A 23,928-nucleotide genomic window follows, 5' to 3' on the forward strand; every position below is an offset into this window, starting at 1 on the left:
ATCTAACTGGCAGTAAAGGATCTGTTAAAGATGGTGAACGTATGCCTTCAAAGCGCAAGCAGGCTATTGATCCGTTAGAGCTCAAAAGTGGTGATTATGTTGTGCATGAACAACACGGTATTGGACGCTATGTTGAATTACTTCAACGCACAGTAGCGGGCGTTACGCGCGAATACTTAATCATTGAATACGCACCGGCAAAACGCGGGCAACCTGGGGATAGAGTTTTTGTTCCAACTGATGCGCTTGAGCAAGTATCTAAATACGTTGGCGGTGAAGCACCAACAGTGCACAGGATTGGTAGTGGGGAATGGCAAAAGGCAAAGGGACGTGCCCGCAAAGCTGTTCGACAAATAGCAGGAGAGTTAATTAGATTGTATGCAGCCCGCACTAGTTCGCCAGGCTTTGCCTTCTCTGCCGATACGCCATGGCAAAGAGAGCTTGAGGATTCATTTTCTTATATAGAAACACCTGATCAGCTTTCAACAATCAACGATGTTAAAGAAGATATGGAACGCCCATATCCGATGGATCGCATTATTTGCGGTGATGTTGGGTATGGCAAGACAGAGATTGCTATTCGCGCAGCTTTTAAAGCTGTTCAAGATGGAAAACAAGTGGCGGTACTCGTTCCGACGACATTATTAGTGCAGCAGCATTCCAAGACTTTTGAAGAAAGGTATGCGGGCTTTCCTTTAAAGGTTGCTGGCATGTCAAGATTTAATACAGCGAAGGAAAGCAAAGAGATTCTCGGTAACCTGGCATCAGGGGCTGTTGATGTTGTAATTGGTACACACCGGATACTTTCAAATGATGTGCAGTTTAAAGATCTAGGACTTGTAATTGTTGATGAGGAACAACGCTTTGGTGTTGAGCAAAAAGAGGCTCTCAAGAAATTGCGCACAACCGTCGATGTCCTGGCCATGTCTGCAACGCCTATTCCGCGCACGCTTGAAATGGCAGTGACAGGTATTCGTGAAATGTCCACTATTACAACACCACCAGAGGAGCGCCACCCAATCCTTACTTATGTGGGACCTGCAGAGGATGCACAAATTGCAGCAGCAATACACCGAGAATTACTGCGTGATGGTCAGATCTTCTATCTTCACAACCGGGTTGAGAGCATTGATCGCAAAGCCTTGCATTTAAAGGAACTTGTTCCAGAAGCACGTATTCGTGTTGCACATGGTCAAATGTCCGAAGGAGAACTAGAGGATGTAATCCTTGCTTTCTGGAACCGTGATTTTGATGTTTTAGTCTGCACGACAATTGTTGAAAGTGGACTCGATATTCAAAATGCCAACACCTTAATTGTTGAACGCGCAGATCGTTTTGGACTGTCTCAACTTCACCAGATCCGTGGTCGTGTTGGTCGTGGCCGGGAGCGTGCATATGCCTACTTCCTCTACTCAGCAGATGAACCACTTTCTGAGTTAGCTCATGAGCGCTTAACAACTATTGCCACAAATACAGATCTTGGATCTGGAATGCGCGTTGCCCTAAAGGACCTAGAAATTCGCGGTGCTGGAAATCTTTTAGGCGGTGAGCAATCAGGCCACATTGCAGATGTTGGCTTTGATCTATACATGCGCATGGTGGGCGAAGCGGTGCAAGAATATAAATCCGGAATCATTGAAACCGAAGAAAAAGTTTCAGAGTGCAAGGTTGAACTACCAATCAACGCACATTTATCCTCAGATTATGTTCCCGGGGAAAGATTGCGCCTCGATCTCTATCGGCGTCTTGCAGATGTGAAATCACCAAGTGATGTGACATCGATTGAAGCGGAGTTAGTAGATAGATTTGGTGAGTTACCGGAGGAAGCTAAAGCATTGCTTGGAGTTGCCGCTTTGCGTGCGCAAGCAAAAGCTGGGAAATTGACTGAAGTTGTGATGCAAGGCAAATTCCTTCGACTTGCGCCATTGGTTTTACCGGAATCTCGGCAGTTACGTCTGACACGTCTGTATCCGGGCTCACTATATAAAGGCGCGGCAAGCACAGTTTTAGTGGCACTGCCGAAGGTTGCCCTGTGGAATCCGTCCCAGAACGCCCCTGTTGTAGTGGATACTTCTCTCCTGGCCTGGGTCGTTGAGGTCCTTAACCAACTAAGCGAAGTATCGAAAGTGAGCTCACCGTGAAGAAGTTTCTTGCCATGATTGCAGCAGCAGCAGCGCTCCTATTGACTGGATGCTCACAAGTTGGAGCAGCGGCAACAGTTGGTGATACAAAGATTACTCAAGCAACAGTGCAAGGCAGTGTTGAGGCAATTCTTGCTGAGCGCGCAAAGGTTGACACCTCTGGGATGCAGTTAGAGACAGGTGAAGAACTCAATCGAGGACAACTTCGTTTCCACTTACTCAGCGCGCTTTTGCGAGCAGTCGGCGCGGACTTGAAGATTGAAGTAACAAAGGCAGAGATCGATACGCGTCGCGCAAGCATCGTCAACCAAGTGGGTGGCGAAGAACAAATGCCTGCAGCCTTGGTAAATGCAGGAATCGCTTCCGATGACCTTGATACATACATTGAGGCAATTTCCTTCTCAGACAAAATTAGTCAATCATTTCTTGCAAGTGGCATCACAGAAGATCAAGTCGGCGGAGAAATTCAAAAGCGCATTGTTGCTAAGGCAAAGGCTCTTGGCGTAACTGTTAATCCACGTTATGGCAAATGGGATGCAGAGAATGCAAATATTGTTGCAGATGATCCAGCATCATCTGCTGTAACTCCATCAGGTAACTAGTACCGGCTATGCAAGGTTCACAACTTCAACGCCTAGTTGAAGTGATGAATACTTTGCGTTCACCCGGTGGTTGTCCATGGGATGCAGAGCAAACGCACGAGTCACTTCTGAAATATCTACTCGAAGAGTCTTACGAATTTGTTGATGCTACGCAGTCTGGTAACCGTGTTGATATGCGAGAAGAGCTAGGCGATGTTTTGCTTCAAGTTTATTTCCATGCGCGCATGGCTGAAGAACACCCGACAGATCCATTTTCTATTGAAGATGTTGCCCAGGGGATTGCTGACAAGTTGATTCGCAGACATCCGCATGTTTTTGCTGGTGTTGAAGTTCACGATTCACAAGAGGTTTTAGAGAATTGGGAAGAGATCAAAAAGAAGGAGAAGGGCCGCACATCCCCACTGGATGGTGTTGCAATGTCCCAACCAGCCCTGCCTTTGGTTGAAAAGTTGTTGTATCGAGCTGAAAAATACAATGTTGCAGTAACAACCCCAGAGAGCATTTCAATCGAGGGGAGTGCTGATGAAGGCTCTGTTGGCCAGGCCCTACTTGCGGTAATTGCCTGGGCACATGCCAATGGGATTGATGCCGAGGCTGCCCTTCGTAAGGAAGCCATGCGTATTGCCGAACAGATAGCTCCTGCGTAACTCGCGGTAGGATTGGCATTATTCAGAACGGTGCCATTTCAGCGTTGAGGTCGGCCAAAGCTCTAAGAACCCAAGGAGATACGCAATGGCAATCATCGAAGCATTAGGTGCCCGTGAAATTTTAGACTCCCGTGGAAATCCAACGGTTGAGGTTGAAATTCAATTAGAAGATGGAACACAAGCACGTGCTGCCGTTCCAAGTGGTGCATCAACTGGCGCATTTGAAGCAGCTGAGCTTCGAGATGGTGGCAAGCGTTACCTAGGTAAGGGCGTCGAAAAAGCAGTTGCTTTTGTTAATGATGAGATCGCTCCAGAAATTATTGGTTTTGATTCACAGGATCAGCGTCTCATTGATGCAGCGATGATTGAACTTGACGGAACAAAGAACAAGTCACGACTAGGTGCAAATGCAATTCTTGGTGCTTCATTGGCCGTTGCTAAGGCATCAGCTGAATCTTCAGATCTTTCACTGTTTCGCTACCTAGGCGGACCAAACGCACATGTTCTTCCAGTACCAATGATGAACATTCTTAACGGTGGGGCACACGCAGATACCAACGTTGATATTCAAGAGTTTATGATCGCGCCAATTGGTGCACCGACATTCCGTGAATCAGTTCGCTGGGGCGCAGAGATCTATCACGCGCTAAAGGCTGTTCTAAAAAAGCGTGGACTGGCAACATCAGTTGGCGATGAAGGTGGTTTTGCTCCAAACCTAGATAGCAACCGCGCAGCACTTGATTTAATTCTGGAAGCAATTGAAGCAGCAGGATTTAAGCCAGGTTCTGAAATCGCACTTGCCATGGATGTGGCAGCAACAGAGTTCCACGAGAACGGTAAGTACAAGTTTGAAGGCGCACTTAAGTCTTCTGATGAAATGATTGCGTATTACACCTCTTTGGTAGATGCCTACCCAATCGTTTCAATTGAAGACCCCCTCAATGAAGAAGACTGGGCTGGCTGGACAGAGATGACTAAGGTCCTAGGTTCACGTATTCAGATCGTTGGAGATGACCTATTTGTTACCAACCCTGAGCGTCTTGCAAAGGGAATTGCTGGAAACACAGCAAATGCACTGTTGGTAAAGGTCAATCAGATCGGAACTCTTACAGAGACAATAGATGCTGTTGACATGGCACACCGTGCTGATTACCGCAGCATGATGAGTCACCGTTCAGGTGAAACTGAAGATACAACTATTGCTGATCTAGCTGTTGCACTTAATTGCGGTCAGATCAAGACAGGTGCACCAGCACGTACTGAACGCGTTGCCAAGTACAACCAACTTCTTCGCATTGAAGAAGAACTAGCTGAGGGTGGGCGTTACGCAGGTCGTAATGCATTCCCACGCTTCAAGGCATAAGCATTAGTTATGGCACGCCGGCAACTTCGATTTGGTCGTCGACGTACCTCTAATCGTTTCTTAGCCTTATTAGCAATCCTGTTTATATTTGCTTTAACTATTGCTCCGCCTGTGAAGAATTACTTCACACAACGAGCACAGATCAGCGCCTTAAAGTCTGAGCTTTCTGCAGATCGCTCTGCACTGCAGAAAGCCAGAGAAGAGTTACTCCTCTGGCAAGATCCTGATTTTGTTAAAACACAAGCACGCGAACGGCTGCACTTTGTATTGCCAGGTGAGCGTCAATACATTGTGACCGAAACCAACTCTGATGGAACACAGAAGAGCACCACAAAAATAGCTACATCACTTGTCGATGGACAACCTTGGTATTCGCGTTTAATTGCCTCAATTAGCGAAACTGGAAATTAATGCGCGAAGCAACCCAATCAGATCTTGATTGCATCCAAGCCCAACTAGGCCGCACGCCAAGAGATGTTCATGCAATTGCCTACCGCTGCCCATGTGGCAAGCCAGCAGTTGTGGAAACCCCACCACGTTTAGAAGATGGCACACCTTTTCCAACTTTTTACTATGCAACCTGCCCTCGCCTCACAGCGGTCATTTCAACCCTTGAAACCACAGGCTTAATGGGAGAGATGAATGAGCGACTTGAAACAGATCCTGAATTAGCAGGTGCCTATCACGCAGCACATGATGACTACATTGCATCACGCTCGGCACTCGGAATAGAAGTTCCTGAAGTACATAATGTTTCTGCGGGTGGTATGCCTAATCGCGTTAAGTGCCTACATTCACTAGTTGCTCATTCACTTGCTGCAGGACCAGATGTGAATCCATTAGGTGATGAAGCGTTAGCAAAGTTGCCAGAGTGGTGGAAGAATAATCCATGCGAGTAGCAGCTATTGATTGTGGAACCAATTCTATTCGTCTTCTGATTGCAGATATAGAGGGAAATGCTTTCCGTGAAGTTGTGCGGGACATGGAGATTGTTCGTTTAGGTCAAGGCGTTGATCAAACAGGACAGTTTCACCCAGATGCAATAGCTCGCACACTTGCAGCGGTCGATAAGTTTGCAGCAGAGATAGCAAAGCGCGGGGTTGAGAAGATTAGATTCTGTGCAACTAGTGCCACACGAGATGCCACTAACCGCCACCTATTTGTGGATGGTGTTCGGGAGCGCTTAGGCATCGAACCAGAGGTAATTAGTGGGGATGAAGAGGCAGCACTTTCATTTGCTGGTGCTATTCAAGATTTAGATCCTTCCAATGGACCATTTTTGGTAGTTGATATTGGCGGGGGATCTACAGAATTCGTCTTTGGAGCCAGCAGCGTAGAAGCGGCTCGAAGTGTGAACATTGGTTGTGTTCGAATGAGTGAGCGTCATTTTGCAAATGATCCTGCAACAGCAGAACAAGTTGAATTAGCACGAACAGATATACAAGAAGCTATTGCTATTGCAGCAGCAGAAGTGCCTATTACGCAAGCAAAAACTCTAGTGGCGGTGGCCGGCACAGCGACAACAGTTGCAGCAGCAGCATTAGAGCTAGATGAATATGATCGATATGCAATCCACTTGGCACGGATAAGTGCTGCACAAACACACGATGCGTCAACCATGTTTTTAAGGAGTAATCGTGAGCAACGCTTAGCACTTGGCTATATGCACCCAGGTCGAGTTGATGTGATTGCAGCTGGTTCGTTAGTTCTTTCAGAGATTATGAAGGCAACAGGTGCAACAGAGTTTGTTGCCTCCGAATCAGATATTTTGGATGGAATGGCTAGATCGCTTGTCAAAGGCTAAATCTTTACCTTTACTAGACAAAGAAATTGTTGGTTGTTACAAGTGTCCTCGTCTTGTGCAATGGCGCGAAGAAGTCGCAGTTGTGAAAAGAAAATCTTATGAGGATCAAGATTACTGGGGTAAAGCGATACCAGGTTTTGGATCAGACAAGCCAAAGTTGTTAATTGTTGGGTTAGCACCTGGTGCACATGGGGCAAATAGAACTGGTCGAATCTTTACGGGAGATTCATCAGGGGATTGGCTCTATGGCGCACTCCACAAAATTGGAATAGCAAAAAAACCAACAAGCACATCAATAGATGATGGTCAGAAGTTAAAGGACACCAGAATCATTTGTGTAGTTAGATGCGCACCTCCGGGCAACAAACCACTTAACGAAGAGCGCGATATGTGTGCACCGTTTTTCTTAAGAGATCTAGAACTATCTATTGCAACGACTAAGGCCATAGTTGGCCTGGGTTCCTTTGCATGGGATGCGATCTTTAAGACCTTGAAGCAAATGGGCCATCCGATAAAGAAAGTGAAGTTCGCTCATGGGGCAACATTGGAATACAGCCATGAGGGACGTGATTACTTGCTATTAGCCAGTTATCACCCAAGCCAACAGAACACTTTTACAGGAAAGCTGACCCGCCCCATGTTGGAATCTGTACTCAAAAAGGGCGGTAGATTTGCCTCCGTTGTTCAATAGTTAGAAATGCCCCGATAGCCCAATGGCAGAGGCAGAGGACTTAAAATCCTCCCAGTGTGGGTTCGACCCCCACTCGGGGCACCAGCTCTTAATACATGCTATTTCAAGTGCATAAAAATTGAACCTTTTTACGGTCTTTAAGTTATGACCATTGGCTTATCAAAAAGGGGCTCCATTGTGAATAACAGCAAAATTCGTCTGGCTACCATCGCGCTGATCGTGGTGGCAATGTTTTCAGGTACGGCTCCTACACAAGCAGCTGCTGCTAAACCCGGAACACCGGTGAAGGCAACTGCTGCAGATACGTTAGTGGTCGGCAAGGTTGGTTTTGCTGACGAGAGTTATTGTAGAAACAACTATTATTATGAGGACACCGTTAGTCGGTATTCTTGTGGAACGTCTTCCTCACCTTCGACCTTTCTCACATCGTGGGCCTTTGCAGTGACCAATAAAAGCAAAACCAAATCTGCTTCCCAAGTTCGAGCACAAGTAACTTTCTTTGATAAGTCTGGAACTATTTTGCTGCAAACTATTGTCACAGTAGCCCGCGAGATCAAACCTGGCAAAGTTTCTTATGCTGCATCTAGTACTACGTATTCTGATGCGGCGATCACAGGAGTCGCAACTGCAACAGCAAAATTGATTAGTCCAAAGTGGATTATTCCCTCAACGAAGATGTATCAAAATCCAATTTCACTCAATACTAAGCCAGCTTCAGCGAAGAAGTTCTGTGGCATTTATGACCCATGTGCAACTGAAGGTGGGCTTTATTCAAAGGGTGCAATTACCGATATCGCCACAGATGGAATTTTTACCCTTAGGGGGCCAGCAGCAACTCTTCACGTAGTTATTGTCTTTTTAAATTTGCAAGGTGAGCCAATTGGCGGGTGGTCTGGGATTAGAGGACCTTACTCCGATCCTGGAGTATGGAATTTCAAAACAGGTTCTCAACTGGTGACTTGGGGGCAAATGATGACACCGTATGAAGTGGCAAACACCGCTACTTATCTATTTGTTCCCCAGATTTGATAACAGACCTTAAGACACTTGGGTCATTGGCAAACATGAATCAATTCTTCAAGAAGTCTATGGTTTTACTCAGCATGTTTGCTCTAATCGGCGGCCAGGCTTTGATAATCCCTGAGGCACAAGCCGCCACCACTTACGTGGACACCACCTTCACCGTAAATGATGAGAGCTATTCAGCTATTGATTTTCAAGCCCCACGTGCAGGTAATTATCAAGTGTCCTTCTTTACCGATGGTGAAGAAGTCGGCGGCGTTGCTATGGTCGTCGCAGACCCTGGGGGAGAGATCTACTCGATCGATTTTTCAACCAATGAACTCCCGTTGATCTTTGCGCTAGATAAAGGTGGGCTTTACACATTTCTCATCACCCTAGGTTTGGAACAACCTGAATCTGAGATAAACATTGTCATTGAAGATGCACAGGCTGTGACAGAAGAAAGTACTCCTGGTTCAACTACAACTACCACCCCGGCCAAGATTGTTCCAAAATACACTCCGAAGAAAAAAGCAGCAACACAAGTTAGCCAGGCTTTGGCCACCAAGTATCGCTACATGTACTTTGTTGAATACGACAAAGTAATGAAGGATGTATTTGGAACTGGTTGGAAAAATGCGGGTGGCTTAATGTCAAGAGATTCAAGATCTGCTCTAGGGGGGAAATTCATTTTTTCCGGCAAACTACCGGCGAAGTATCGAACAAAAATAGAAATTATGGAGTTTGCAAGAGACCAGGATGCAAAGCTCGAGACATTTACCGTTATAAAAAATGAAATAACTACCACAAATGGCGTGAATGTACTGACCTTCACATCTTCAGTGGGAAAGATCCGTGGCAGTAGCAGGTATGTTGCCTTACTTTACATTTATGACAGCAGTACTAATAAAGTTGCATATTATAGAAATGCAGATGTAAGTCTTGACTACAAAATGTCTCTGCTCTGCTCTTCTACTTTATTAACACTAACTACATTGCGCGATACAAGCGTTGGTTTCTTGAAATCTGTTTCGCTACTTTCCACTGCCGTTAATGGAGTTTTTGCCGATGTGATCGGTGATGGAGCATTGGCAAAGATGAATCCTGCCAAAAGAGCTAAGATTCTTAATGCACTACTTAAGATCAATAAAGCCGGAACAATTGCTGACCAGGGGTTAGATCTCATTGAATTTGCCGGGGCTGTCGGTGAAGGTGATCGGGTGAAGATGAAAGTTTTGGTTAAAGGCAAGATAACAAAAGAGCTCAAAAACAAGTTCGAGATTAAGCCATCCTCCAAGGCAGGTGAGTTCTATGTTGTCGTTGATGCCACACGTGAACAAACTGCTGACTTAGTTAAATTCATGGCTACCCAGGGCAATGCAAATGGAGACCTAATCACCGCCACCTGCCGTTAGTAAGCGAGTTTTTACTGAGGCAATCAAAGTAAAGGCAAACATCTATGTATATATTTGTCGCATGAAGTTTACGAAAATTGCACTCATTGCCACCCTGTTCTCAACATTGACTCTCTCAGGCTGCTCTAGCAGTTCATCAGAAGAAGATTCAGACGAGTACAAAATGAATCAGTATTACGACTGCGTTCAGCGCTATGAGAGCAAAGGCATCTATACATCAGATGAAATTGAGAACGTTTGCGGCGGACTTCGTCCCTAGAGCAAGAAAGCGGTAACCATGGAAACAGTTGGAGATTACATTTCACTAATCTTTTTATTGGTATTTGGTATCTGGATTGGATCAATAATTCACACCTACTACATGCGACAGATTCTCACTGAAATCAAAAAAATGAATCAAAGCGGCCCCACCCCTCCTGTAGTTATTCCTAAACCACCGAAGAGCAACGTCTTAATGTATTGCTCAGATTGCGATACCGGATATCGAGCTGATAGAACCGCCTGCCCTGAATGTGGTGGCACTAATCGTTATCTAAAGAACGGATAACTAGTAGCGTCTTTCTTGAATTCGAAAAAATGCAGTCAATTAATCAGTGATCGGAGAAATTATGAGTAGTAGTCAAATGGTTGGAATAAGACTCGGTTGCCTGGCATTAGGTTGGGCCATTGGCGCAGCGCTCTTTGGAACAGAAGCAGTTTGGCTTGGGGATATTAAGAGTTTTGTCTGGTGCGGATTTGCTGGTGGCTGTATTGGAATTTTGTTAACCACACAGAAATAATGAGCTTTTTAACCAATCTGACTAATCAATATTCGACTTATGCAATTCTTCCCATCCGGCTCGGCTACTCAGAATAACTGCTCCAATCCAGACAGCTCCTGCTAAAAATTGCAGGAAAGGATTCCCTGTGCAGTTGTCACCATATTGAAAACAATCCTGCTCATTGACAAATTCAAGGCTTATGTTCCACAGGAAAACAGCAAGGGTGATGCCTGTTAATTGAATGAATAGAAATCTAACAAATGCACGAACTGCATGAGTTGTTCGATTTTGTGCCCGAACGAGATCTTCTAAAGTCGTTTCGGTGCTGGAATTTGCTCTTGGCATCTCGCCGACAGGTGGTTTCTCAGCAGCTTTTGCTTGACTTGTAGCAGCGCACCCAGGGCACTTACTGATGAGATCTGCACGATAAAATCGACCACATTGGTTACACGGTACTGGCGCTGTATTCCAGACGTTTGATTTCGATTTACTCATGCAGCAAATATACGCTCAGAGGTGAACTATTTTGTGAAAAGGATGAGTCAGAAATCTGTGTCTAAGCAAGGCGCACAAATTCAGCCATTTTTTGCATCCAAATGACCATTCACAATGAAACGTGAACACCTAAGAAGTCAAGTTTCCTGATCCTAAGTACTTTGGAAAAAGGAGAAGGTGAGCTGTGCAGGCGATTTCAAGACTGGGGCCTTTAGCCTTGTCTGTTCGCCTTCCTCAATTTACAATTCGGCATGAGGAAAATTTCGCTTATCTTGATGTTGGTAATTGCAATGATTTTCCCAATAACCTATCCGGCATCAGCAGCAGTAACATGGAGCACATCTTCTCCTAATGACAGTTTCAATCGCCCTGATCTGAATTCGCAATACGATCTCACATATGTTTCTGCAACAATTTTTGATAATGAAGTGGATTCAATCTATTTCTATCTTAATTTTAAAAATGTCCCAAGGATAAATCAATATAATGACGGATCCTCATTTGCTGCTGTACTTTTAGATTACAATCTGGATAGTAAAATTGACTTAGAGTTGTATTTATCTGATGTCGCATTATTGACAGATCGCACCCCAGTCGATGGATATGTATATCGCGTTGCTGATAAGTCTTACCCAAAGTGTGATGTTGCAATATTTGCTAATATTGATGAAAGAAAAAATTGGATAGGTTTTGAAGTTTCAAGGAAATGCATAGGGTTGCCAAGCGTGTTTTCAATGCAGGGCTACTCAGACTTTATCGAAGATGATGGTTCGAGTTTTGATTATGCTCCAGAAACTCCTTTTCGTGTAACGCTTCCTGGTGGAACAACTTCCTCGGGTGGTACATCTACAGGTAGTCCGACATACGAGCTGCCTTCAAATGTTGCTAATGAGAGTACAGAAGCTCTTAATTTCTCGCAGGCTCCAGTGGATTTAACCTTGCTTTCAGCAACCCTAAAGCCATCTGTAGTGACCGTTAAGTGCGGCACTGGATCGGGTTCTGGTTGGAGCGCAAAAGTTAATTTGAGTTCAAAACTTAATGCTGAGGGATTTAAGAGTTACGTCATTACAAACCATCATGTGATTGAAGATTGCTTGAGATTAAAGAGAGTTTCCTTGCTCCTAAACAATGGCTCGACGGTAGATGGAACAATCATTTCGTGGAATGAAAGTAGTGATGTGGCTGGAATCGTCACCAAAACCATTATTCCTGGGCTTGAATGGATTGGATCATCCCCAAAACAGGGTTGGTGGGTGGGTGTAATTGGCTCCCCCTTGGGACAAACTGGAATTTTAACGACAGGAATAGTCTCCTCGATTGACAACAATTCAGGAACCTTCACGATGACAGCGGCTATAAACCCTGGTAATTCTGGTGGACCTGTATTTGATTCGACGGGACGCGTCTTGGGATTGGCAACTTCAAAGAATTTGATCTCTGGGACCGTGCTAGCGGAGGGTTCTGGAAATGCTCACGGTGTAACTCTTTTGTGCGGAACAATCGTCTCGTGTAGTCAAGAAAGAAATCCTTGGGGTGCTGTTTCTAAGTTCTCCGCCGCAATCGAGGCAGAAAAGATCAGGCTAGCAGCAGAAGCCAAAGCTGCTGCAGATAAGATCATTGCTGATGCAAAGGCAGCAGCAGAAGCCAAAGCTGCTGCGGATAAGATCATTGCTGATGCAAAGGCAGAAGCGGACCGAATATTGGCTGCAGCAAAAGCAGCCTCTGCGAAGAAAACCATCACCTGCGTTAAGGGCAAGCTGACCAAGAAAGTCACCGCAGTAAAGCCAGTCTGCCCATCGGGATATAAGAAGAAATAGGCAGTTCACCTCAGCAGAGACATTTCTTTAAGGTGCTTTTAAGCAATTAAGCACAAATCTATGTGGCTCCAATGGTTTCCAAGCCGTACGATTATGGTGCTTTAAACCGCCGGAGATTCTGGCGGACCTAAAAAAGGAGAAAAAAGATATGCGCAGTTCAAACCCTGTTCTTGGACGGGCGTTTAATCAGCGTGGATACGCTGCATTCGATCCGAGCACAATTAACTCAGACCCAGCAGCGCTAGAGAATTTGTATAACACACCTGCCGCATCATCGATGCGCACAGGTCGTATGACAATTGATGATGTTGTTACACGTACAGCTATCTTGTTTGCAGTACTTGTTTCAGTGGGAGCAGTTGCTTGGACACTTAACTTCGGAGCCACCGCATTATTGTTCGGCTTCATCGGTGGATTTGTTCTTGCTATGGTAAATATCTTCAGCAAGACAGTTAAGCCAGCACTTGTCATTGCATACGCAGCTTGCCAGGGGCTTGCCCTTGGAACACTTTCACATATGTACAACACCATTTATGACGGAATTGTTAGCCAGGCGATCCTTGTGACAATTAGCGCATTCGCAGGAATGCTCTTTGCTTACAAGAGCGGACGCATTCGCGTCACACCTAAGTTCACTAAAGTCCTAATGACCGCTCTACTTGGCTACTTAGTTCTTGGCTTAGTTTCTTTTGTTGGCTTCATGATTACAGGCACAAGTATCTACAACAGTGGATTTGGATTACTCATTGCTTCAGGTGGAATGGTCCTAGCGGCCTTCTTCTTGATCCTAGATTTCGATTCAATTCAAAGCGGAATCGCAGCAGGAGCTCCTGAATCAGAGTCATGGAGAGCAGCCTTTGGTCTCATGGTGACAATCGTTTGGCTATATATGGAGGTACTACGTGTACTTTCAATCTTGCGTGGAAACGACTAAGTATCACTAAATAGTTAGAGATCTTCATCGAGGGGCTTCAGGTTATTCACCTGAGGCCCTTCGACATTTCTGGTCTCAGGAATTTTGTAGGCAAGTGCAAGTGCAATCAGGAATATTGCGGCAGAGAATCCAAAGGCTGTCCTATAGGAATAAACATCTGAAATCCAGCCAATAATGATTGGTCCAAAGATCATTCCCGCATCCCCAGCCATCTGGAAAATGGCAATTACCTTGCCGCCTTTGCCCTTAATGACATCGCCAACCATGCTCGCAGGTGTTGTGGAAAGAAACGCTCCACCAAATCCTAAAATGATCATTGAAAGCAAGAACATCATGGCGTTCACGGAAAAAGTGAGAACCAATACTCCGACAAAGACAATATTTGCTCCAATAATCGAAGCTGCGCGGCGTCCCTTTTTATCTGAGTAGCGTCCTGCCTTAAAGAGGATAGCTCCCTGCACAATTGCAGATATCGCAAAGCCATATCCAACTACTGCAGTTGTTGAATCTAATTCTTCAGTTACGAAAACCGGCAGGATTGAGGCACGCATCCCAAAGAAAACCCATGTTCCGATAAATGCCAAAACAAGTGCGATTCGGTAGGCGGGCATCGCCAGTGCTTCACGAATAGTTGTTGCAGCTACATCGCTCTGACTCTGCTTCTTAACGCCAATCGAATCTCCCTTGAGGAAGAAAAGAGCTACTAAGCCTGAACAGAACAATAAAATTGAGTAGACAAAAAATGGTGCCCGTAATGAAATTACAGATAGCAAGCCGCCAATTGCAGGACCTGCCATTCCTCCCACAATAAATGAACCCTGATAGACAGATTGCACCTGTCCGCGTTGGTCATCACGCACTGATCGTAAAATTACCGAACTTGCAGCCACCGAAAACATCGAAGAACCCAAGCCACCTGCTGCTCTAAAGAAAAGAAGTTGTTCATAGTTTTGTGCAATTCCAGCCAAGAATGTAAAGAGTGACACCATGAAAACACCAGTTGAAAAGACAGCTCTTTCACCAAATTTATCTACTAAAGCACCTGAGATAAGACCAGAAGCAAACCGAGTTATCGCAAAGGCTGAGACCATCAGGCCAATAGCGGCATTGTTAACGCCAAATGATTTAGCAAAGACAGGGATTGCTGGCATAACAATGCCAAAGCCAACTGCAACAAAGAAAGATGCTGCAATAAGGATGGAAACCTCACGAGGTAGATCTCTAAAGGGTGAGCGAATCAAGCCGAGCACCCTTGACCAAAAGCGTCATTTGGGTGGTTGAGGGACATGAAGGTAAGGTTACTGTGTGAAGTCAGTTATCGCGGAAAACTTAGTAAAGACCTATAACAAAGGTGAAGTCGTTGCACTCAATGGCCTGTCTCTAGATGTGGAGGAAGGCACTGTTTTAGGCGTACTTGGACCTAATGGAGCCGGCAAGACAACAACTGTGAGAATTCTCGCAACTCTGTTGAAGCCAGATTCGGGACATGCAACTGTTGCTGGTATTGATGTCCTGAAGCATCCCGACAAAGTTCGTGAATTGATTGGATTGTCAGGTCAGTACGCAGCAGTTGATGAAACCTTAACTGGCTGGGATAACTTGGTGATGTTTGGTCGTTTGTATCACTTAGGTCGCCAACCATCCATTGATCGCGCCAATGAATTACTAGAACGGTTTGATTTAACTGAAGCAGCTCGACGTCCCATCAAGACATATTCAGGTGGAATGCGTCGCCGACTTGATTTAGCTGCCTCGCTAATTGTTAAGCCAAAAATTTTGTTTTTGGATGAGCCAACAACTGGATTAGATCCACGTGGTCGCCAGGATATGTGGGGAGTCATTCAAGATTTAGTAAAGGGTGGCGTCACGCTATTACTAACTACTCAGTACCTAGAAGAAGCAGATCAATTAGCAGATGAAATTGCAGTTATTGATCGCGGAACTGTTATTGCGCGCGGCACATCAGATGCTTTGAAAAAGCAGGTAGGTGGAGAGCGTTTAGAAATTACAGTTGAAAATGCCGATATCGCAGCAACACAAGAGATCGTTGCAAAGATAAGTGGCCATTCGACACACACTGATTTACGAACAATTAGTGCGCCGGTTCTAAACGGATCCAAAGATCTCATGGATGCCCTGCGCGCCATGGATGAGGCGAAGATTCACCCATTAGATATTGGCTTAAAACGCCCATCTTTAGATGATGTGTTCCTTTCCTTGACAGGCCACGTCGCAGAAGAAACAGTGGCGGAGCCAGTTAAAACAAAAAGAGGGGGCAGAAAGTGAAAAACGCAGCCAGTGATGCATTAGTAATTACAAAGCGCCAGCTTTTGCAGCTTGCCCGAGTACCAGAGCTCCTTGTTTTCTCGACTATTCAGCCAGTTATGTTTGTTTTGTTGTTCCGCTTTGTCTTCGGTGGCTCAATCGATACTGATCAACCTGGCGGATATGTTCAGCTGTTGATGCCCGGAATCTTCGTCCAGACCGTTGCCTTCACCTTGGCTTCAACTGCAATTGGTTTAGCAGAGGACATGAAGAAGGGTTTGATCGACCGCTTTAGATCTTTACCTATTTCACGTGGCGCGGTAATTATTGGTCGCACATTTGGTGATGCACTACTTAACATTTTGGTCCTTGTCGTGATGGCGCTAGCAGGATTTGCAGTCGGTTGGCGTCCAACTTCGGGCATTCTTCAAACGACTTTGGCATTCTTGTTCCTGTTTATGTTCGGCTATGCATTGTCCTGGATTGGTATTTTGGTTGGACTATCAGTTAAAGAGGCACGAACAGTTCAAAGCGTTGGATTCTTAGTGACTTTCCCCTTGACCTTCCTTTCTAATGCATTTGCACCAACAACTGGAATGCCACGAGCGTTGCAGTACTTTGCCGAATGGAATCCAGTCTCAACGATGGTTGCAGCATGCCGCCAATTGTTTGGTCTCGAAAATAGTTTTGGAGCAACTGCTAATTCTTGGCCAAGCCAATATCCACTTGAAACATCACTGTTCTATATGGTGCTATTGATGGTTATCTTTATTCCACTGAGCATTAGAAAATATAAGAACTTCTCTAGCTAATTCTTACCAAGGAAGTAATTGTGGAATCTAGAGTCCCAATTGCTCCTGATTTCTTCTAGAGCAGTACCTTCTTGATCAATTGGAAAGATATTTCCCTCTATTTTTCCGCCTAATTTGGTCATTTGCTCAAGCAAAGCAGCATTTGCCTTCACGTGCTCAAACACGCCTTCTGGGCTGACAAACTCCTCAAGAACTGTGCACCGAGAGTTGTTGTCGCTAAAAAACATGTCATACCTAAGAATGGAATCCTGTTTACGAATGACTTCCATCATTTGAGTAGCTAGTGCGCAGAATTGGTCAAAATTAGATGCATCAATGTGAGGAAACACCGCTACTGCACGAAAGCTACCCATGATTCTCCTTGTAAATAGAGCAAAAGGTATTTACCCTCTACCCGTGTCAGTTTTCTACCCTAAAGCAAGTAAAACTATAGTCGGCCATAAAGCCGTTCGGGAAGCATTACGAGACACACAGACTTATTCATCTGATCTGCAAGGTGATTCAGATGTTCGCGATTATCGCCAATTACCTCTTGAGGTTGATCCTCCAAGACACCATCTCTATCGAGCGGCGTTAGCACCATACTTTGTTAAACCAACAATTGAGTTATTGGTCCCGCAATTTAGAAAAAACACAGAAAATCTCATCACTGATTTTTTCAATCACGAAAATCTCGAGGTTGGACAACACCTTTCTCTGCCATTAGTAATGAAGAATCTTGGAGTTATCTATAACCGCCCCCAAGATGTTGAAGAGTGGATTTCATGGGGACCTGATGTTTGGACAGCTGAGTCAGTAGAGCGCGATGGCAAGGTTTTGCATCGTTATCTCGATGCAATCTATGAAGAAGCGCTAACAAAAAGCAAAGACGACATCTGGAGTCAGATTGCCTATCTTGAAATTGAAGGACAACAGGTATCAGCGGCTGAATTTCGAGGCATTGCTGGCGTGATGTTGGCAGGTGGCCGTGACACCGTTGTGAAGCTTTTTACTGGAATCATGTGGCACTTTGGCCACAAGGGTGAAGATCTTGAATTACTTCGCTCAAATCCAGAGTTGATAGCACCAGCTATTCAGGAGTTTTTGCGCTTTCTTTCTCCGCTGCCAGCCATGAATAGAACGGTTGTGCCAGAAAGCTCGAATACAAATCTGCCAGATGACCGATACGTTGGAATGAGTTTCATTTCCGGCAACTTTGATGAAACGGTCTATTCAAATCCCTTTGAAATAGATTTCAACCGTGGGCGAAACCCACACCTTAGCTTTGGATTTGGCCCACACACCTGCCTGGGTAATCACATCGCAGAGATTGAGGCCAGAGTCTTTCTTGAAGTGATTCTAAATTCCGGGCTTAATTGGAAAGTGACAACAGAGGACATCCGCTACCACCAAGTTCCTTATTTGAAAGTGCCTGATCACTTTGGATCAGTAAGGATTGCCAGAACTTAGTTGAACAACTTTTCACAATATCGTTTAGGCATAAAACTCGGCGGCTAAAATCTCAACTGAGATTTCGCGACCATTTGGTGCTGTGTAAGAAACCTTTGCACCGATTTCTTGATTTAGTACCGCAGCACCAAGAGGTGACTTTTCGCTATAGACATCTAGATCGCCAGATGAAATCTCACGTGAGCCGATCAGAAACTTCATTTCATCTCCCGCGATGATCGCAGTGACAACCATTCCTGCACCAACTTTTCCGTCAGCACTTACTGGCGGTGTTCCGATGTGGGCATTTTCAAGCATTTGCTTGAGTTGACGAATACGAGCTTCCATCTTGCCTTGCTCATCACGCGCAGCGTGGTAGCCACCGTTTTCCTTGAGGTCACCTTCAGCACGCGCTGCTTCAATCTTTGCAGTGACTTCTTTGCGTCCAGGGCCTTCAAGTTGGGTCAGCTCAGCACGCAAGCGATCTGCTGCCTCTTGAGTAAGCCATGTCTGTGTCATAAGGCGTAAAGGTACTGGTTACTTACTTGGGCCGACAACTTGAGACATCAGCATTGACGGCCTGACTACGCGTAGGAACAACACTGACCAGTTCAACTTTTGGCTCACCAGCAGGTATCTCTTCATCTATTTGTCCAACAATATTCTTATAGAAATCACGGGCAATTACGGTGCAGATTGTTGCTGACTTGGGATCTTCACGGTCAACGGAATATCTAACGCTTACTGCTCGATCGCTATCGACGGTAAAGGAAATCAAGAGAACGCGGATGGAAGGGTTTGAGTGATACAAACCTGCCCATGTAATCCAGCCAACACCAATAACTGCGGTGATGAGGGCAACTGCAATCCAACTACGCCCCTTTTTAAGGCCGTAACGGTCGTTGTAGTTGAACGGCTCTGCCGATTGCATGGGATGATTATGGCATGACTAAAGACATTGATATGGGCGCTGCAGGTTCCTTGACCATTACTGTGCTGGTCATTGCTTTTGCACTTTTGATGCGGAGTTTTTATAAGCGTTTCATGGGTGTAGATCGAAGCGATGACTCAACCAAGTAATTTTCTTACTAAGGTATTTCAAGCCCTTGCAGTCTTATTGGTTGCTGGTTTGTTTGTTGGACTGGGGTTCTGGCAGTTACAACGAGCTGCAGACCTTAAAGAGAGTTTGAAGGTTGCCACAACAATCGATACCACTGTTGTTTCTTTAGAGTCAGTAACTTCACCTCGTGAACCAATTCCTGCAACAGCGCTAAACACAACAGTTTCTGTTTCAGGGTATTACATCGCAAACTTTAGAGCTCCTAATCAAGTCGATGGCAATGGAGAGCAATCAGATTGGGAGGTTGCACTTTTACAAGTTGGAACTCAATCGGCAATCTTGGTTGTTCGAGGATTATGGTCAGAGCGTTTGCTCAATCCAGACATCCAGCAATCGATGATCATTGATGTGGAAGGTTTATTGGTGGCAAGCCAATATGAAGATCGTGCCGAAAATAGTGCAGGTGTTATATCCCGACTAGATAGCGCAGTAGTCACATCCCTTACCAATCTAGATTTGTATGACGGATATGTACTTGCTAGCAAAGAATCAATCCGAACAGGACCCCTAGAGCGCACCAGAGTCACACCTGAAAAGCTGACCTCCAAAATCCCTGGTTTTTACTGGCAGCACCTTTCCTACGTTGTGATCTGGTGGCTGATGGCAGGGGTTGTGCTCTATCTGCCCTTCTATCGTCGTAGAGTTACCCCATGAGCGGTGCTATCAAGAGATTTAGGGTTATGGCGCTCGTCGCCGGTGTGATGTCACTGCTGTTGTGGTTTGTAGATCTGCCAGTGGCATATTTACTCAATAATGAGGATTGGAAGTCCAAAGTCGAGTGGATTCCTTTTGTCCACGGCTGGGTTTATGCAGCTTATGTATTGACCGCTATTCAATTTGCAACAAAGGCACGTTGGAACTACAAAAAGATGCTCTGGCTAATTCTTGCCGGCACTTTGCCAATTGCATCATTTGCCGCGGAGCGCAGAGTTGTTCGCCAGTATTCGTAAATTCATAAAGTCGCTTCTATACCCGCTCTATGAGAGGCGTTTAGTTCGATCTTTAGATTTTTCAAAGACACCGCATCACGTGGGTGTGATCCTGGATGGCAATCGACGATGGGCCAAATCAAATCCAACGGTTAATGATCCACATGGCCATAAAGCCGGTGCCAGCAAAATCATTGAGTTCTTGGGGTGGTGCGAAGAGTCTGATGTGAAGGTGGTGACCCTGTGGTTGCTATCGACAGATAATTTCAAGAGATCGCAAGAAGAGATTGATGATCTGCTCACAATAATTGGCAAGACCGTGGATGAATTAGCTGCCACAGGACGTTGGAACATAAAAGCAGTGGGAGCATTAGATCTCTTGCCAACCTGGTTGGCAGAAAAATTGGCAGCCCTTAAGCCGATTCGAAGTGATGGGGTTGAAGTCAATGTGGCCATTAGCTATGGGGGTCGCCGCGAAATAGTTGATGCTGTTAAGAGCTATATGGGCGAAGAGGTTGCCGCTGGCCATTCTCTTGTTGATGCTGCCGCCAAGTTAAGTATCGAAGATATTTCAAAGTACTTATATACCGCCGGCCAGCCAGACCCTGAATTGTTGATCCGCACATCTGGTGAACAAAGACTCGGTGGCTTCTTGTTATGGCAAAGTGCTTTGTCGGAATTCTATTTTTGTGAGGCCTATTGGCCTGATTTTCGAAGAGTAGATTTCTTGCGTGCCTTGCGTTCTTACTCTGTGAGAAAGCGCCGATTCGGTTCATAAATCGCACCCTAAAATTAACTTTGTCTCTTAGCGTGTCTGCACAAAAATTCCACTTCTCAGTTCTACCTTTTATTTGTCCGAAGCACACCCTGCGAGAACAATTAAATCTAGGAGCAAGCATTGGCTGCAAAAGGTCAAAAAGCTAAGAAAACCTTTGTTTTAGATACCAGTGTTTTGCTCGCAGACCCCGGGGCGCTTTATAGATTTGCCGAACATGAAGTCATTATTCCAATCGCAGTAATTGGCGAGCTAGAGACAAAAAGAGACCACCCAGAGCTGGGTTACTTTGCCCGAGCAGCCCTTCGAGCCCTTGATGATTTGCGGGTGAGCCATGGCCGCCTTGATAAAGCGCTAACAATTACTCCAGAGGGTGGCACCCTTTCTGTTGAACTTAACCACACCGATCTTTCAACCTTGCCACATGGTTTCTTGCGAGATGGCACTAATGATTCTCGGATTCTGGCGATCTCGAAAAACCTGATGTCAGATGGCAAGGACGTGATCCTTGTGACCAAGGACCTGCCACTTCGAGTCAAAGCATCTTCTGTTGGCGTTGAAGCTCAGGAGTATTTGGCCGAACTCGTTTCCAATAGCGGCTGGACTGGAATTGAAGAGGTCGATGTCAGCCATAGTGTGATTGATGATTTATATGCCAGTGATTATGCAGACCATGAATCTGCCCACCAACTTCCTGTCCACACCGGCATTGTTCTTCACTCCGAAAAAGGAAGCGCGCTCGCCCGAGTCACCTCAGACAAACGCTTAAAGTTAGTTCGTGGTGATCGCCAAGCTTTTGGATTACATGGCCGAAGCGCTGAGCAGCGAATTGCTCTAGATCTTCTTCTTGACGAGTCCATTGGAATTGTTTCATTAGGTGGCCGGGCCGGAACTGGAAAGTCAGCCCTGGCATTGTGCGCCGGACTTGAAGCGGTTATGGAAAAGCGTCTTCACAAAAAGGTTGTTATCTTCCGCCCGCTCTATCCAGTCGGCGGTCAAGAGCTTGGCTACTTGCCAGGATCTGAAGGGGAGAAGATGTCGCCGTGGGCCCAGGCGGTTTTTGATACTTTGGGCGCACTTGTGAGTCAACCAGTAATCGATGAAATCATCGACCGAGGGCTCATTGAGGTTTTGCCACTGACCCACATCCGTGGTCGCTCACTCCATGACTCCTTTGTAATCGTGGATGAGGCCCAATCCTTAGAACGAGGCGTCTTGTTGACGGTGCTTTCTAGAATTGGCCAAGCATCTCGAGTCATCTTGACCCACGACGTTGCCCAGCGAGACAACCTTCGGGTCGGTCGCCATGATGGTGTGGTCGCGGTGGTGGAAACTTTGAAGGGGCATGAACTCTTTGCCCACGTCACCTTGACCCGGAGCGAGCGCTCGCCGATCGCTGCACTAGTAACAGAATTGCTGGAGGGCCCTGTCGGTAATTAGTTTCTAAATCTGCTTCAGTGCAAGCACATCGGCCCGAAAAAAGCGGCTAAAAACAATGTCACAGTCACAAATGGTGCAATTCGGACATTCCCCTTTCTGACCTGCGGTTTTACCTATCCACAGGCTGACTTGATCCTGAGAATTTACGACTCCCGCAGGCTTTGATTTGCCGATGAGCCCTAACTACCGCACCATAAAGGCATTCCCCTTGAGTATCAGAGCCTCATTTGAGGCTTATGAACTATGGGCAAAGACCGCGGGTGAGGATCCGAGGGTTAGAGATGAACGGAAGGAGAACAGAACGTGAAGACAGCTCAACCAAAAAGCTCGAAAAAGTCAGTAACGATCTGGGGGGCAACCGCCGCCTTGCTACTAGTCGTAACGATTCTTCCAACGGCAAACGCCCTAGAGCTTGCAACTCCTTCCGAGGTTGTTCTAGATGTGAGCAAGATTTCAGCGATTGTCGAGCCGATTGAGTCGGCGACCCAGTTGTTTAACGAGGATGACTTATCTGCGATTGCAGCAGGTGCCATTTTCTCTTCTGAGATCGCCTTGGTTTCAACGGTTAGCCGCCAGGTCGAGTTAGCCCGCACCCCACTAGGTGCCAAGAAGGTGGCAAAATCAATTTTGCTGGATGAATATGGATTTAGCGAAAAAGAGTACACATGCCTTAACACCTTGTGGACTAAGGAAAGTAACTGGAACTACAAGGCTCGCAATAAGAGTTCAGGTGCTCACGGAATTGCCCAGGCGTTACCTGCCAGCAAGATGAATGTGGTTTCAACAGATTGGCGCACAAATCCAGTGACACAGATTCGCTGGGGTCTTCGCTATATCAGCATCAGATATGAGACACCATGCAAGGCGCTAGCAAAACACAAGCGCAGTAATTTCTACTAAGCCCTGAGTTAATAATTAGTTTTCAGGTCTCACATTTATTGTTAGAGGCTTGCTAGTTGAGGCAAAGAAATCATTTCCCTTGTCATCAACCACGATGAAGGCTGGGAAATCAACTACATCAATCTTCCAGACAGCTTCCATCCCTAACTCTTCAAAATCTAAGACCTCAACTTTTTTAATGCAGTCTTGAGCAAGACGGGCTGCTGGTCCACCGATTGATCCGAGATAGAAACCACCATTGCTTTTGCAGGCATCAGTGACGGCCTTTGAGCGATTGCCTTTTGCAAGCATCACCATAGATCCACCATTGGCTTGGAAATAGTCCACATAAGAATCCATGCGACCGGCAGTTGTTGGACCAAAGGAACCAGATGCATACCCTTCAGGGGTCTTAGCCGGTCCTGCGTAATAAACAGCGTAATTCTTTAAGTATTCAGGCATTGGTTTGCCCTCATCCATAAGCGCTTTGATCTTGGCGTGGGCAAGGTCTCGGGCCACAACTAAGGTGCCAGTGAGTGAAAGTCGGGTCTTAACAGGGTGCTGTGAGAGTTGGGCTAACACATCTGCCATTGGCTGATTCAAATCAA

The 23,928-nt window shown here is 45.7% G+C and carries 30 protein-coding genes and 1 tRNA gene; 25 read left to right on the forward strand and 6 right to left on the reverse strand.

Features of this window, described 5'->3' with window-relative positions; all coding sequences use genetic code 11:
- From mfd to AC9UH7_RS03550, 14 genes are all read left to right on the forward strand, one after another.
- A partial coding sequence (gene mfd, locus AC9UH7_RS03485; protein ID WP_509595119.1) for a transcription-repair coupling factor occupies positions 1–2,141 on the forward strand: 2,141 nt, incomplete at its 5' end.
- Complete coding sequence (locus tag AC9UH7_RS03490) at positions 2,138–2,743, forward strand: SurA N-terminal domain-containing protein (RefSeq protein ID WP_509595122.1); 606 nt, start codon at positions 2,138–2,140, stop codon at positions 2,741–2,743. The genes mfd and AC9UH7_RS03490, both read left to right, overlap by 4 nt.
- Positions 2,744–2,751: 8 nt before the next feature.
- Positions 2,752–3,390 (forward strand): nucleoside triphosphate pyrophosphohydrolase, encoded by a 639-nt coding sequence (locus tag AC9UH7_RS03495; RefSeq protein WP_509595124.1) that lies wholly within the window; start codon positions 2,752–2,754, stop codon positions 3,388–3,390.
- Between the two features lie 85 nt (positions 3,391–3,475).
- Entirely contained in the window at positions 3,476–4,753 is a 1,278-nt protein-coding gene (gene eno, locus AC9UH7_RS03500; protein ID WP_509595127.1) for a phosphopyruvate hydratase, read from the forward strand.
- 9 nt (positions 4,754–4,762) lie between these two features.
- Positions 4,763–5,164: an FtsB family cell division protein gene (locus tag AC9UH7_RS03505; RefSeq protein WP_509595129.1), complete on the forward strand. Its 402-nt coding sequence runs from the start codon at positions 4,763–4,765 to the stop codon at positions 5,162–5,164.
- Positions 5,164–5,652, forward strand: a complete 489-nt coding sequence (locus AC9UH7_RS03510; protein ID WP_509595131.1) for a DUF501 domain-containing protein — start codon at positions 5,164–5,166, stop codon at positions 5,650–5,652. Before AC9UH7_RS03505 ends, AC9UH7_RS03510 begins: the two co-directional genes overlap by 1 nt.
- Complete coding sequence (locus tag AC9UH7_RS03515) at positions 5,643–6,557, forward strand: Ppx/GppA phosphatase family protein (protein WP_509595134.1); 915 nt, start codon at positions 5,643–5,645, stop codon at positions 6,555–6,557. The genes AC9UH7_RS03510 and AC9UH7_RS03515 overlap by 10 nt, the downstream gene beginning before the upstream one ends.
- On the forward strand, positions 6,526–7,248 hold the full coding sequence (locus AC9UH7_RS03520) for a uracil-DNA glycosylase (RefSeq protein ID WP_509595137.1): 723 nt from the start codon (positions 6,526–6,528) through the stop codon (positions 7,246–7,248). Before AC9UH7_RS03515 ends, AC9UH7_RS03520 begins: the two co-directional genes overlap by 32 nt.
- Positions 7,249–7,256: 8 nt before the next feature.
- Positions 7,257–7,332 (forward strand) — tRNA-Leu (locus AC9UH7_RS03525).
- A gap of 93 nt (positions 7,333–7,425) precedes the next feature.
- Positions 7,426–8,277 (forward strand): hypothetical protein, encoded by an 852-nt coding sequence (locus tag AC9UH7_RS03530; protein WP_509595139.1) that lies wholly within the window; start codon positions 7,426–7,428, stop codon positions 8,275–8,277.
- 74 nt (positions 8,278–8,351) lie between these two features.
- Positions 8,352–9,665, forward strand: a complete 1,314-nt coding sequence (locus AC9UH7_RS03535; RefSeq protein WP_509595142.1) for a hypothetical protein — start codon at positions 8,352–8,354, stop codon at positions 9,663–9,665.
- Positions 9,666–9,726: 61 nt separating this feature from the next.
- Entirely contained in the window at positions 9,727–9,924 is a 198-nt protein-coding gene (locus tag AC9UH7_RS03540) for a hypothetical protein (protein WP_509595144.1), read from the forward strand.
- Positions 9,925–9,942: 18 nt separating this feature from the next.
- Positions 9,943–10,212, forward strand: a complete 270-nt coding sequence (locus tag AC9UH7_RS03545) for a hypothetical protein (RefSeq protein ID WP_509595147.1) — start codon at positions 9,943–9,945, stop codon at positions 10,210–10,212.
- 61 nt (positions 10,213–10,273) lie between these two features.
- Positions 10,274–10,444, forward strand: coding sequence for a hypothetical protein (locus AC9UH7_RS03550; protein ID WP_509595148.1), 171 nt, complete (start codon positions 10,274–10,276; stop codon positions 10,442–10,444).
- A 21-nt stretch (positions 10,445–10,465) separates the two neighbouring features.
- Here AC9UH7_RS03550 and AC9UH7_RS03555 read toward each other — a convergent pair whose 3' ends face one another.
- Complete coding sequence (locus tag AC9UH7_RS03555) at positions 10,466–10,921, reverse strand: hypothetical protein (RefSeq protein WP_509595151.1); 456 nt, start codon at positions 10,919–10,921, stop codon at positions 10,466–10,468.
- Positions 10,922–11,172: 251 nt separating this feature from the next.
- On the opposite strand from AC9UH7_RS03555, the gene AC9UH7_RS03560 reads away from it, so the two are divergent.
- Positions 11,173–12,738: a S1C family serine protease gene (locus AC9UH7_RS03560; protein ID WP_509595153.1), complete on the forward strand. Its 1,566-nt coding sequence runs from the start codon at positions 11,173–11,175 to the stop codon at positions 12,736–12,738.
- 148 nt (positions 12,739–12,886) lie between these two features.
- On the forward strand, positions 12,887–13,672 hold the full coding sequence (locus AC9UH7_RS03565; RefSeq protein ID WP_509595155.1) for a Bax inhibitor-1/YccA family protein: 786 nt from the start codon (positions 12,887–12,889) through the stop codon (positions 13,670–13,672).
- A gap of 14 nt (positions 13,673–13,686) precedes the next feature.
- On the opposite strand, the gene AC9UH7_RS03570 is transcribed toward AC9UH7_RS03565, so the two are convergent.
- Complete coding sequence (locus AC9UH7_RS03570) at positions 13,687–14,913, reverse strand: MFS transporter (protein ID WP_509595158.1); 1,227 nt, start codon at positions 14,911–14,913, stop codon at positions 13,687–13,689.
- A gap of 64 nt (positions 14,914–14,977) precedes the next feature.
- On the opposite strand from AC9UH7_RS03570, the gene AC9UH7_RS03575 reads away from it, so the two are divergent.
- On the forward strand, positions 14,978–15,958 hold the full coding sequence (locus tag AC9UH7_RS03575; RefSeq protein WP_509595160.1) for an ATP-binding cassette domain-containing protein: 981 nt from the start codon (positions 14,978–14,980) through the stop codon (positions 15,956–15,958).
- The gene (locus tag AC9UH7_RS03580; protein ID WP_509595163.1) at positions 15,955–16,749 is read left to right on the forward strand and encodes an ABC transporter permease; all 795 of its coding nucleotides are present in this window, start codon (positions 15,955–15,957) and stop codon (positions 16,747–16,749) included. The genes AC9UH7_RS03575 and AC9UH7_RS03580 overlap by 4 nt, the downstream gene beginning before the upstream one ends.
- On the opposite strand, the gene AC9UH7_RS03585 is transcribed toward AC9UH7_RS03580, so the two are convergent.
- Positions 16,746–17,102, reverse strand: coding sequence for a hypothetical protein (locus AC9UH7_RS03585; protein ID WP_509595165.1), 357 nt, complete (start codon positions 17,100–17,102; stop codon positions 16,746–16,748). The genes AC9UH7_RS03580 and AC9UH7_RS03585 overlap by 4 nt on opposite strands.
- A gap of 43 nt (positions 17,103–17,145) precedes the next feature.
- Here AC9UH7_RS03585 and AC9UH7_RS03590 point away from each other — a divergent pair, with 43 nt between their 5' ends.
- On the forward strand, positions 17,146–18,198 hold the full coding sequence (locus tag AC9UH7_RS03590; RefSeq protein WP_509595168.1) for a cytochrome P450: 1,053 nt from the start codon (positions 17,146–17,148) through the stop codon (positions 18,196–18,198).
- A 24-nt stretch (positions 18,199–18,222) separates the two neighbouring features.
- Here the strand turns inward: AC9UH7_RS03590 and greA are convergent, their stop codons facing one another.
- Positions 18,223–18,696: a transcription elongation factor GreA gene (gene greA / locus AC9UH7_RS03595; protein ID WP_509595171.1), complete on the reverse strand. Its 474-nt coding sequence runs from the start codon at positions 18,694–18,696 to the stop codon at positions 18,223–18,225.
- A 22-nt stretch (positions 18,697–18,718) separates the two neighbouring features.
- Positions 18,719–19,108 (reverse strand): DUF4307 domain-containing protein, encoded by a 390-nt coding sequence (locus AC9UH7_RS03600; protein ID WP_509595173.1) that lies wholly within the window; start codon positions 19,106–19,108, stop codon positions 18,719–18,721.
- 14 nt (positions 19,109–19,122) lie between these two features.
- Between AC9UH7_RS03600 and AC9UH7_RS03605 the strand changes: the two genes are divergently transcribed.
- From AC9UH7_RS03605 to AC9UH7_RS03630, 6 genes are all read left to right on the forward strand, one after another.
- Entirely contained in the window at positions 19,123–19,257 is a 135-nt protein-coding gene (locus AC9UH7_RS03605; RefSeq protein WP_509595175.1) for a hypothetical protein, read from the forward strand.
- Entirely contained in the window at positions 19,241–19,951 is a 711-nt protein-coding gene (locus AC9UH7_RS03610) for an SURF1 family cytochrome oxidase biogenesis protein (RefSeq protein WP_509595178.1), read from the forward strand. Before AC9UH7_RS03605 ends, AC9UH7_RS03610 begins: the two co-directional genes overlap by 17 nt.
- The gene (locus tag AC9UH7_RS03615; RefSeq protein WP_509595181.1) at positions 19,948–20,247 is read left to right on the forward strand and encodes a DUF3817 domain-containing protein; all 300 of its coding nucleotides are present in this window, start codon (positions 19,948–19,950) and stop codon (positions 20,245–20,247) included. Before AC9UH7_RS03610 ends, AC9UH7_RS03615 begins: the two co-directional genes overlap by 4 nt.
- On the forward strand, positions 20,228–21,004 hold the full coding sequence (locus AC9UH7_RS03620) for an isoprenyl transferase (RefSeq protein WP_509595183.1): 777 nt from the start codon (positions 20,228–20,230) through the stop codon (positions 21,002–21,004). The genes AC9UH7_RS03615 and AC9UH7_RS03620 overlap by 20 nt, the downstream gene beginning before the upstream one ends.
- Positions 21,005–21,124: 120 nt before the next feature.
- On the forward strand, positions 21,125–22,441 hold the full coding sequence (phoH2, locus tag AC9UH7_RS03625) for an RNA 5'-3' helicase PhoH2 (protein ID WP_509595185.1): 1,317 nt from the start codon (positions 21,125–21,127) through the stop codon (positions 22,439–22,441).
- 303 nt (positions 22,442–22,744) lie between these two features.
- Entirely contained in the window at positions 22,745–23,341 is a 597-nt protein-coding gene (locus tag AC9UH7_RS03630) for an aggregation-promoting factor C-terminal-like domain-containing protein (protein WP_509595188.1), read from the forward strand.
- A gap of 15 nt (positions 23,342–23,356) precedes the next feature.
- Here AC9UH7_RS03630 and AC9UH7_RS03635 read toward each other — a convergent pair.
- A partial coding sequence (locus AC9UH7_RS03635; protein ID WP_509595191.1) for a FumA C-terminus/TtdB family hydratase beta subunit occupies positions 23,357–23,928 on the reverse strand: 572 nt, incomplete at its 5' end.

It is taken from the genome of Candidatus Planktophila sp. (genome assembly GCF_044348745.1).
Lineage (GTDB): Bacteria > Actinomycetota > Actinomycetes > Nanopelagicales > Nanopelagicaceae > Planktophila.

Excerpts from the sequence above, each read along its gene's own strand:
- AC9UH7_RS03495 (WP_509595124.1), top strand. The coding sequence starts at position 2,752 with ATGCAAGGTTCACAACTTCAACGCCTAGTTGAAGTGATGAATACTTTG.
- eno (WP_509595127.1), top strand. The coding sequence starts at position 3,476 with ATGGCAATCATCGAAGCATTAGGTGCCCGTGAAATTTTAGACTCCCGT.
- AC9UH7_RS03505 (WP_509595129.1), top strand. The coding sequence starts at position 4,763 with ATGGCACGCCGGCAACTTCGATTTGGTCGTCGACGTACCTCTAATCGT.
- AC9UH7_RS03510 (WP_509595131.1), top strand. The coding sequence starts at position 5,164 with ATGCGCGAAGCAACCCAATCAGATCTTGATTGCATCCAAGCCCAACTA.
- AC9UH7_RS03515 (WP_509595134.1), top strand. The coding sequence starts at position 5,643 with ATGCGAGTAGCAGCTATTGATTGTGGAACCAATTCTATTCGTCTTCTG.
- AC9UH7_RS03520 (WP_509595137.1), top strand. The coding sequence starts at position 6,526 with ATGGAATGGCTAGATCGCTTGTCAAAGGCTAAATCTTTACCTTTACTA.
- AC9UH7_RS03535 (WP_509595142.1), top strand. The coding sequence starts at position 8,352 with ATGTTTGCTCTAATCGGCGGCCAGGCTTTGATAATCCCTGAGGCACAA.
- AC9UH7_RS03540 (WP_509595144.1), top strand. The coding sequence starts at position 9,727 with ATGAAGTTTACGAAAATTGCACTCATTGCCACCCTGTTCTCAACATTG.
- AC9UH7_RS03545 (WP_509595147.1), top strand. The coding sequence starts at position 9,943 with ATGGAAACAGTTGGAGATTACATTTCACTAATCTTTTTATTGGTATTT.
- AC9UH7_RS03550 (WP_509595148.1), top strand. The coding sequence starts at position 10,274 with ATGAGTAGTAGTCAAATGGTTGGAATAAGACTCGGTTGCCTGGCATTA.
- AC9UH7_RS03555 (WP_509595151.1), bottom strand. The coding sequence starts at position 10,921 with ATGAGTAAATCGAAATCAAACGTCTGGAATACAGCGCCAGTACCGTGT.
- AC9UH7_RS03560 (WP_509595153.1), top strand. The coding sequence starts at position 11,173 with ATGAGGAAAATTTCGCTTATCTTGATGTTGGTAATTGCAATGATTTTC.
- AC9UH7_RS03565 (WP_509595155.1), top strand. The coding sequence starts at position 12,887 with ATGCGCAGTTCAAACCCTGTTCTTGGACGGGCGTTTAATCAGCGTGGA.
- AC9UH7_RS03585 (WP_509595165.1), bottom strand. The coding sequence starts at position 17,102 with ATGGGTAGCTTTCGTGCAGTAGCGGTGTTTCCTCACATTGATGCATCT.
- greA (WP_509595171.1), bottom strand. The coding sequence starts at position 18,696 with ATGACACAGACATGGCTTACTCAAGAGGCAGCAGATCGCTTGCGTGCT.
- AC9UH7_RS03600 (WP_509595173.1), bottom strand. The coding sequence starts at position 19,108 with ATGCAATCGGCAGAGCCGTTCAACTACAACGACCGTTACGGCCTTAAA.
- AC9UH7_RS03605 (WP_509595175.1), top strand. The coding sequence starts at position 19,123 with ATGACTAAAGACATTGATATGGGCGCTGCAGGTTCCTTGACCATTACT.
- AC9UH7_RS03610 (WP_509595178.1), top strand. The coding sequence starts at position 19,241 with ATGACTCAACCAAGTAATTTTCTTACTAAGGTATTTCAAGCCCTTGCA.
- AC9UH7_RS03615 (WP_509595181.1), top strand. The coding sequence starts at position 19,948 with ATGAGCGGTGCTATCAAGAGATTTAGGGTTATGGCGCTCGTCGCCGGT.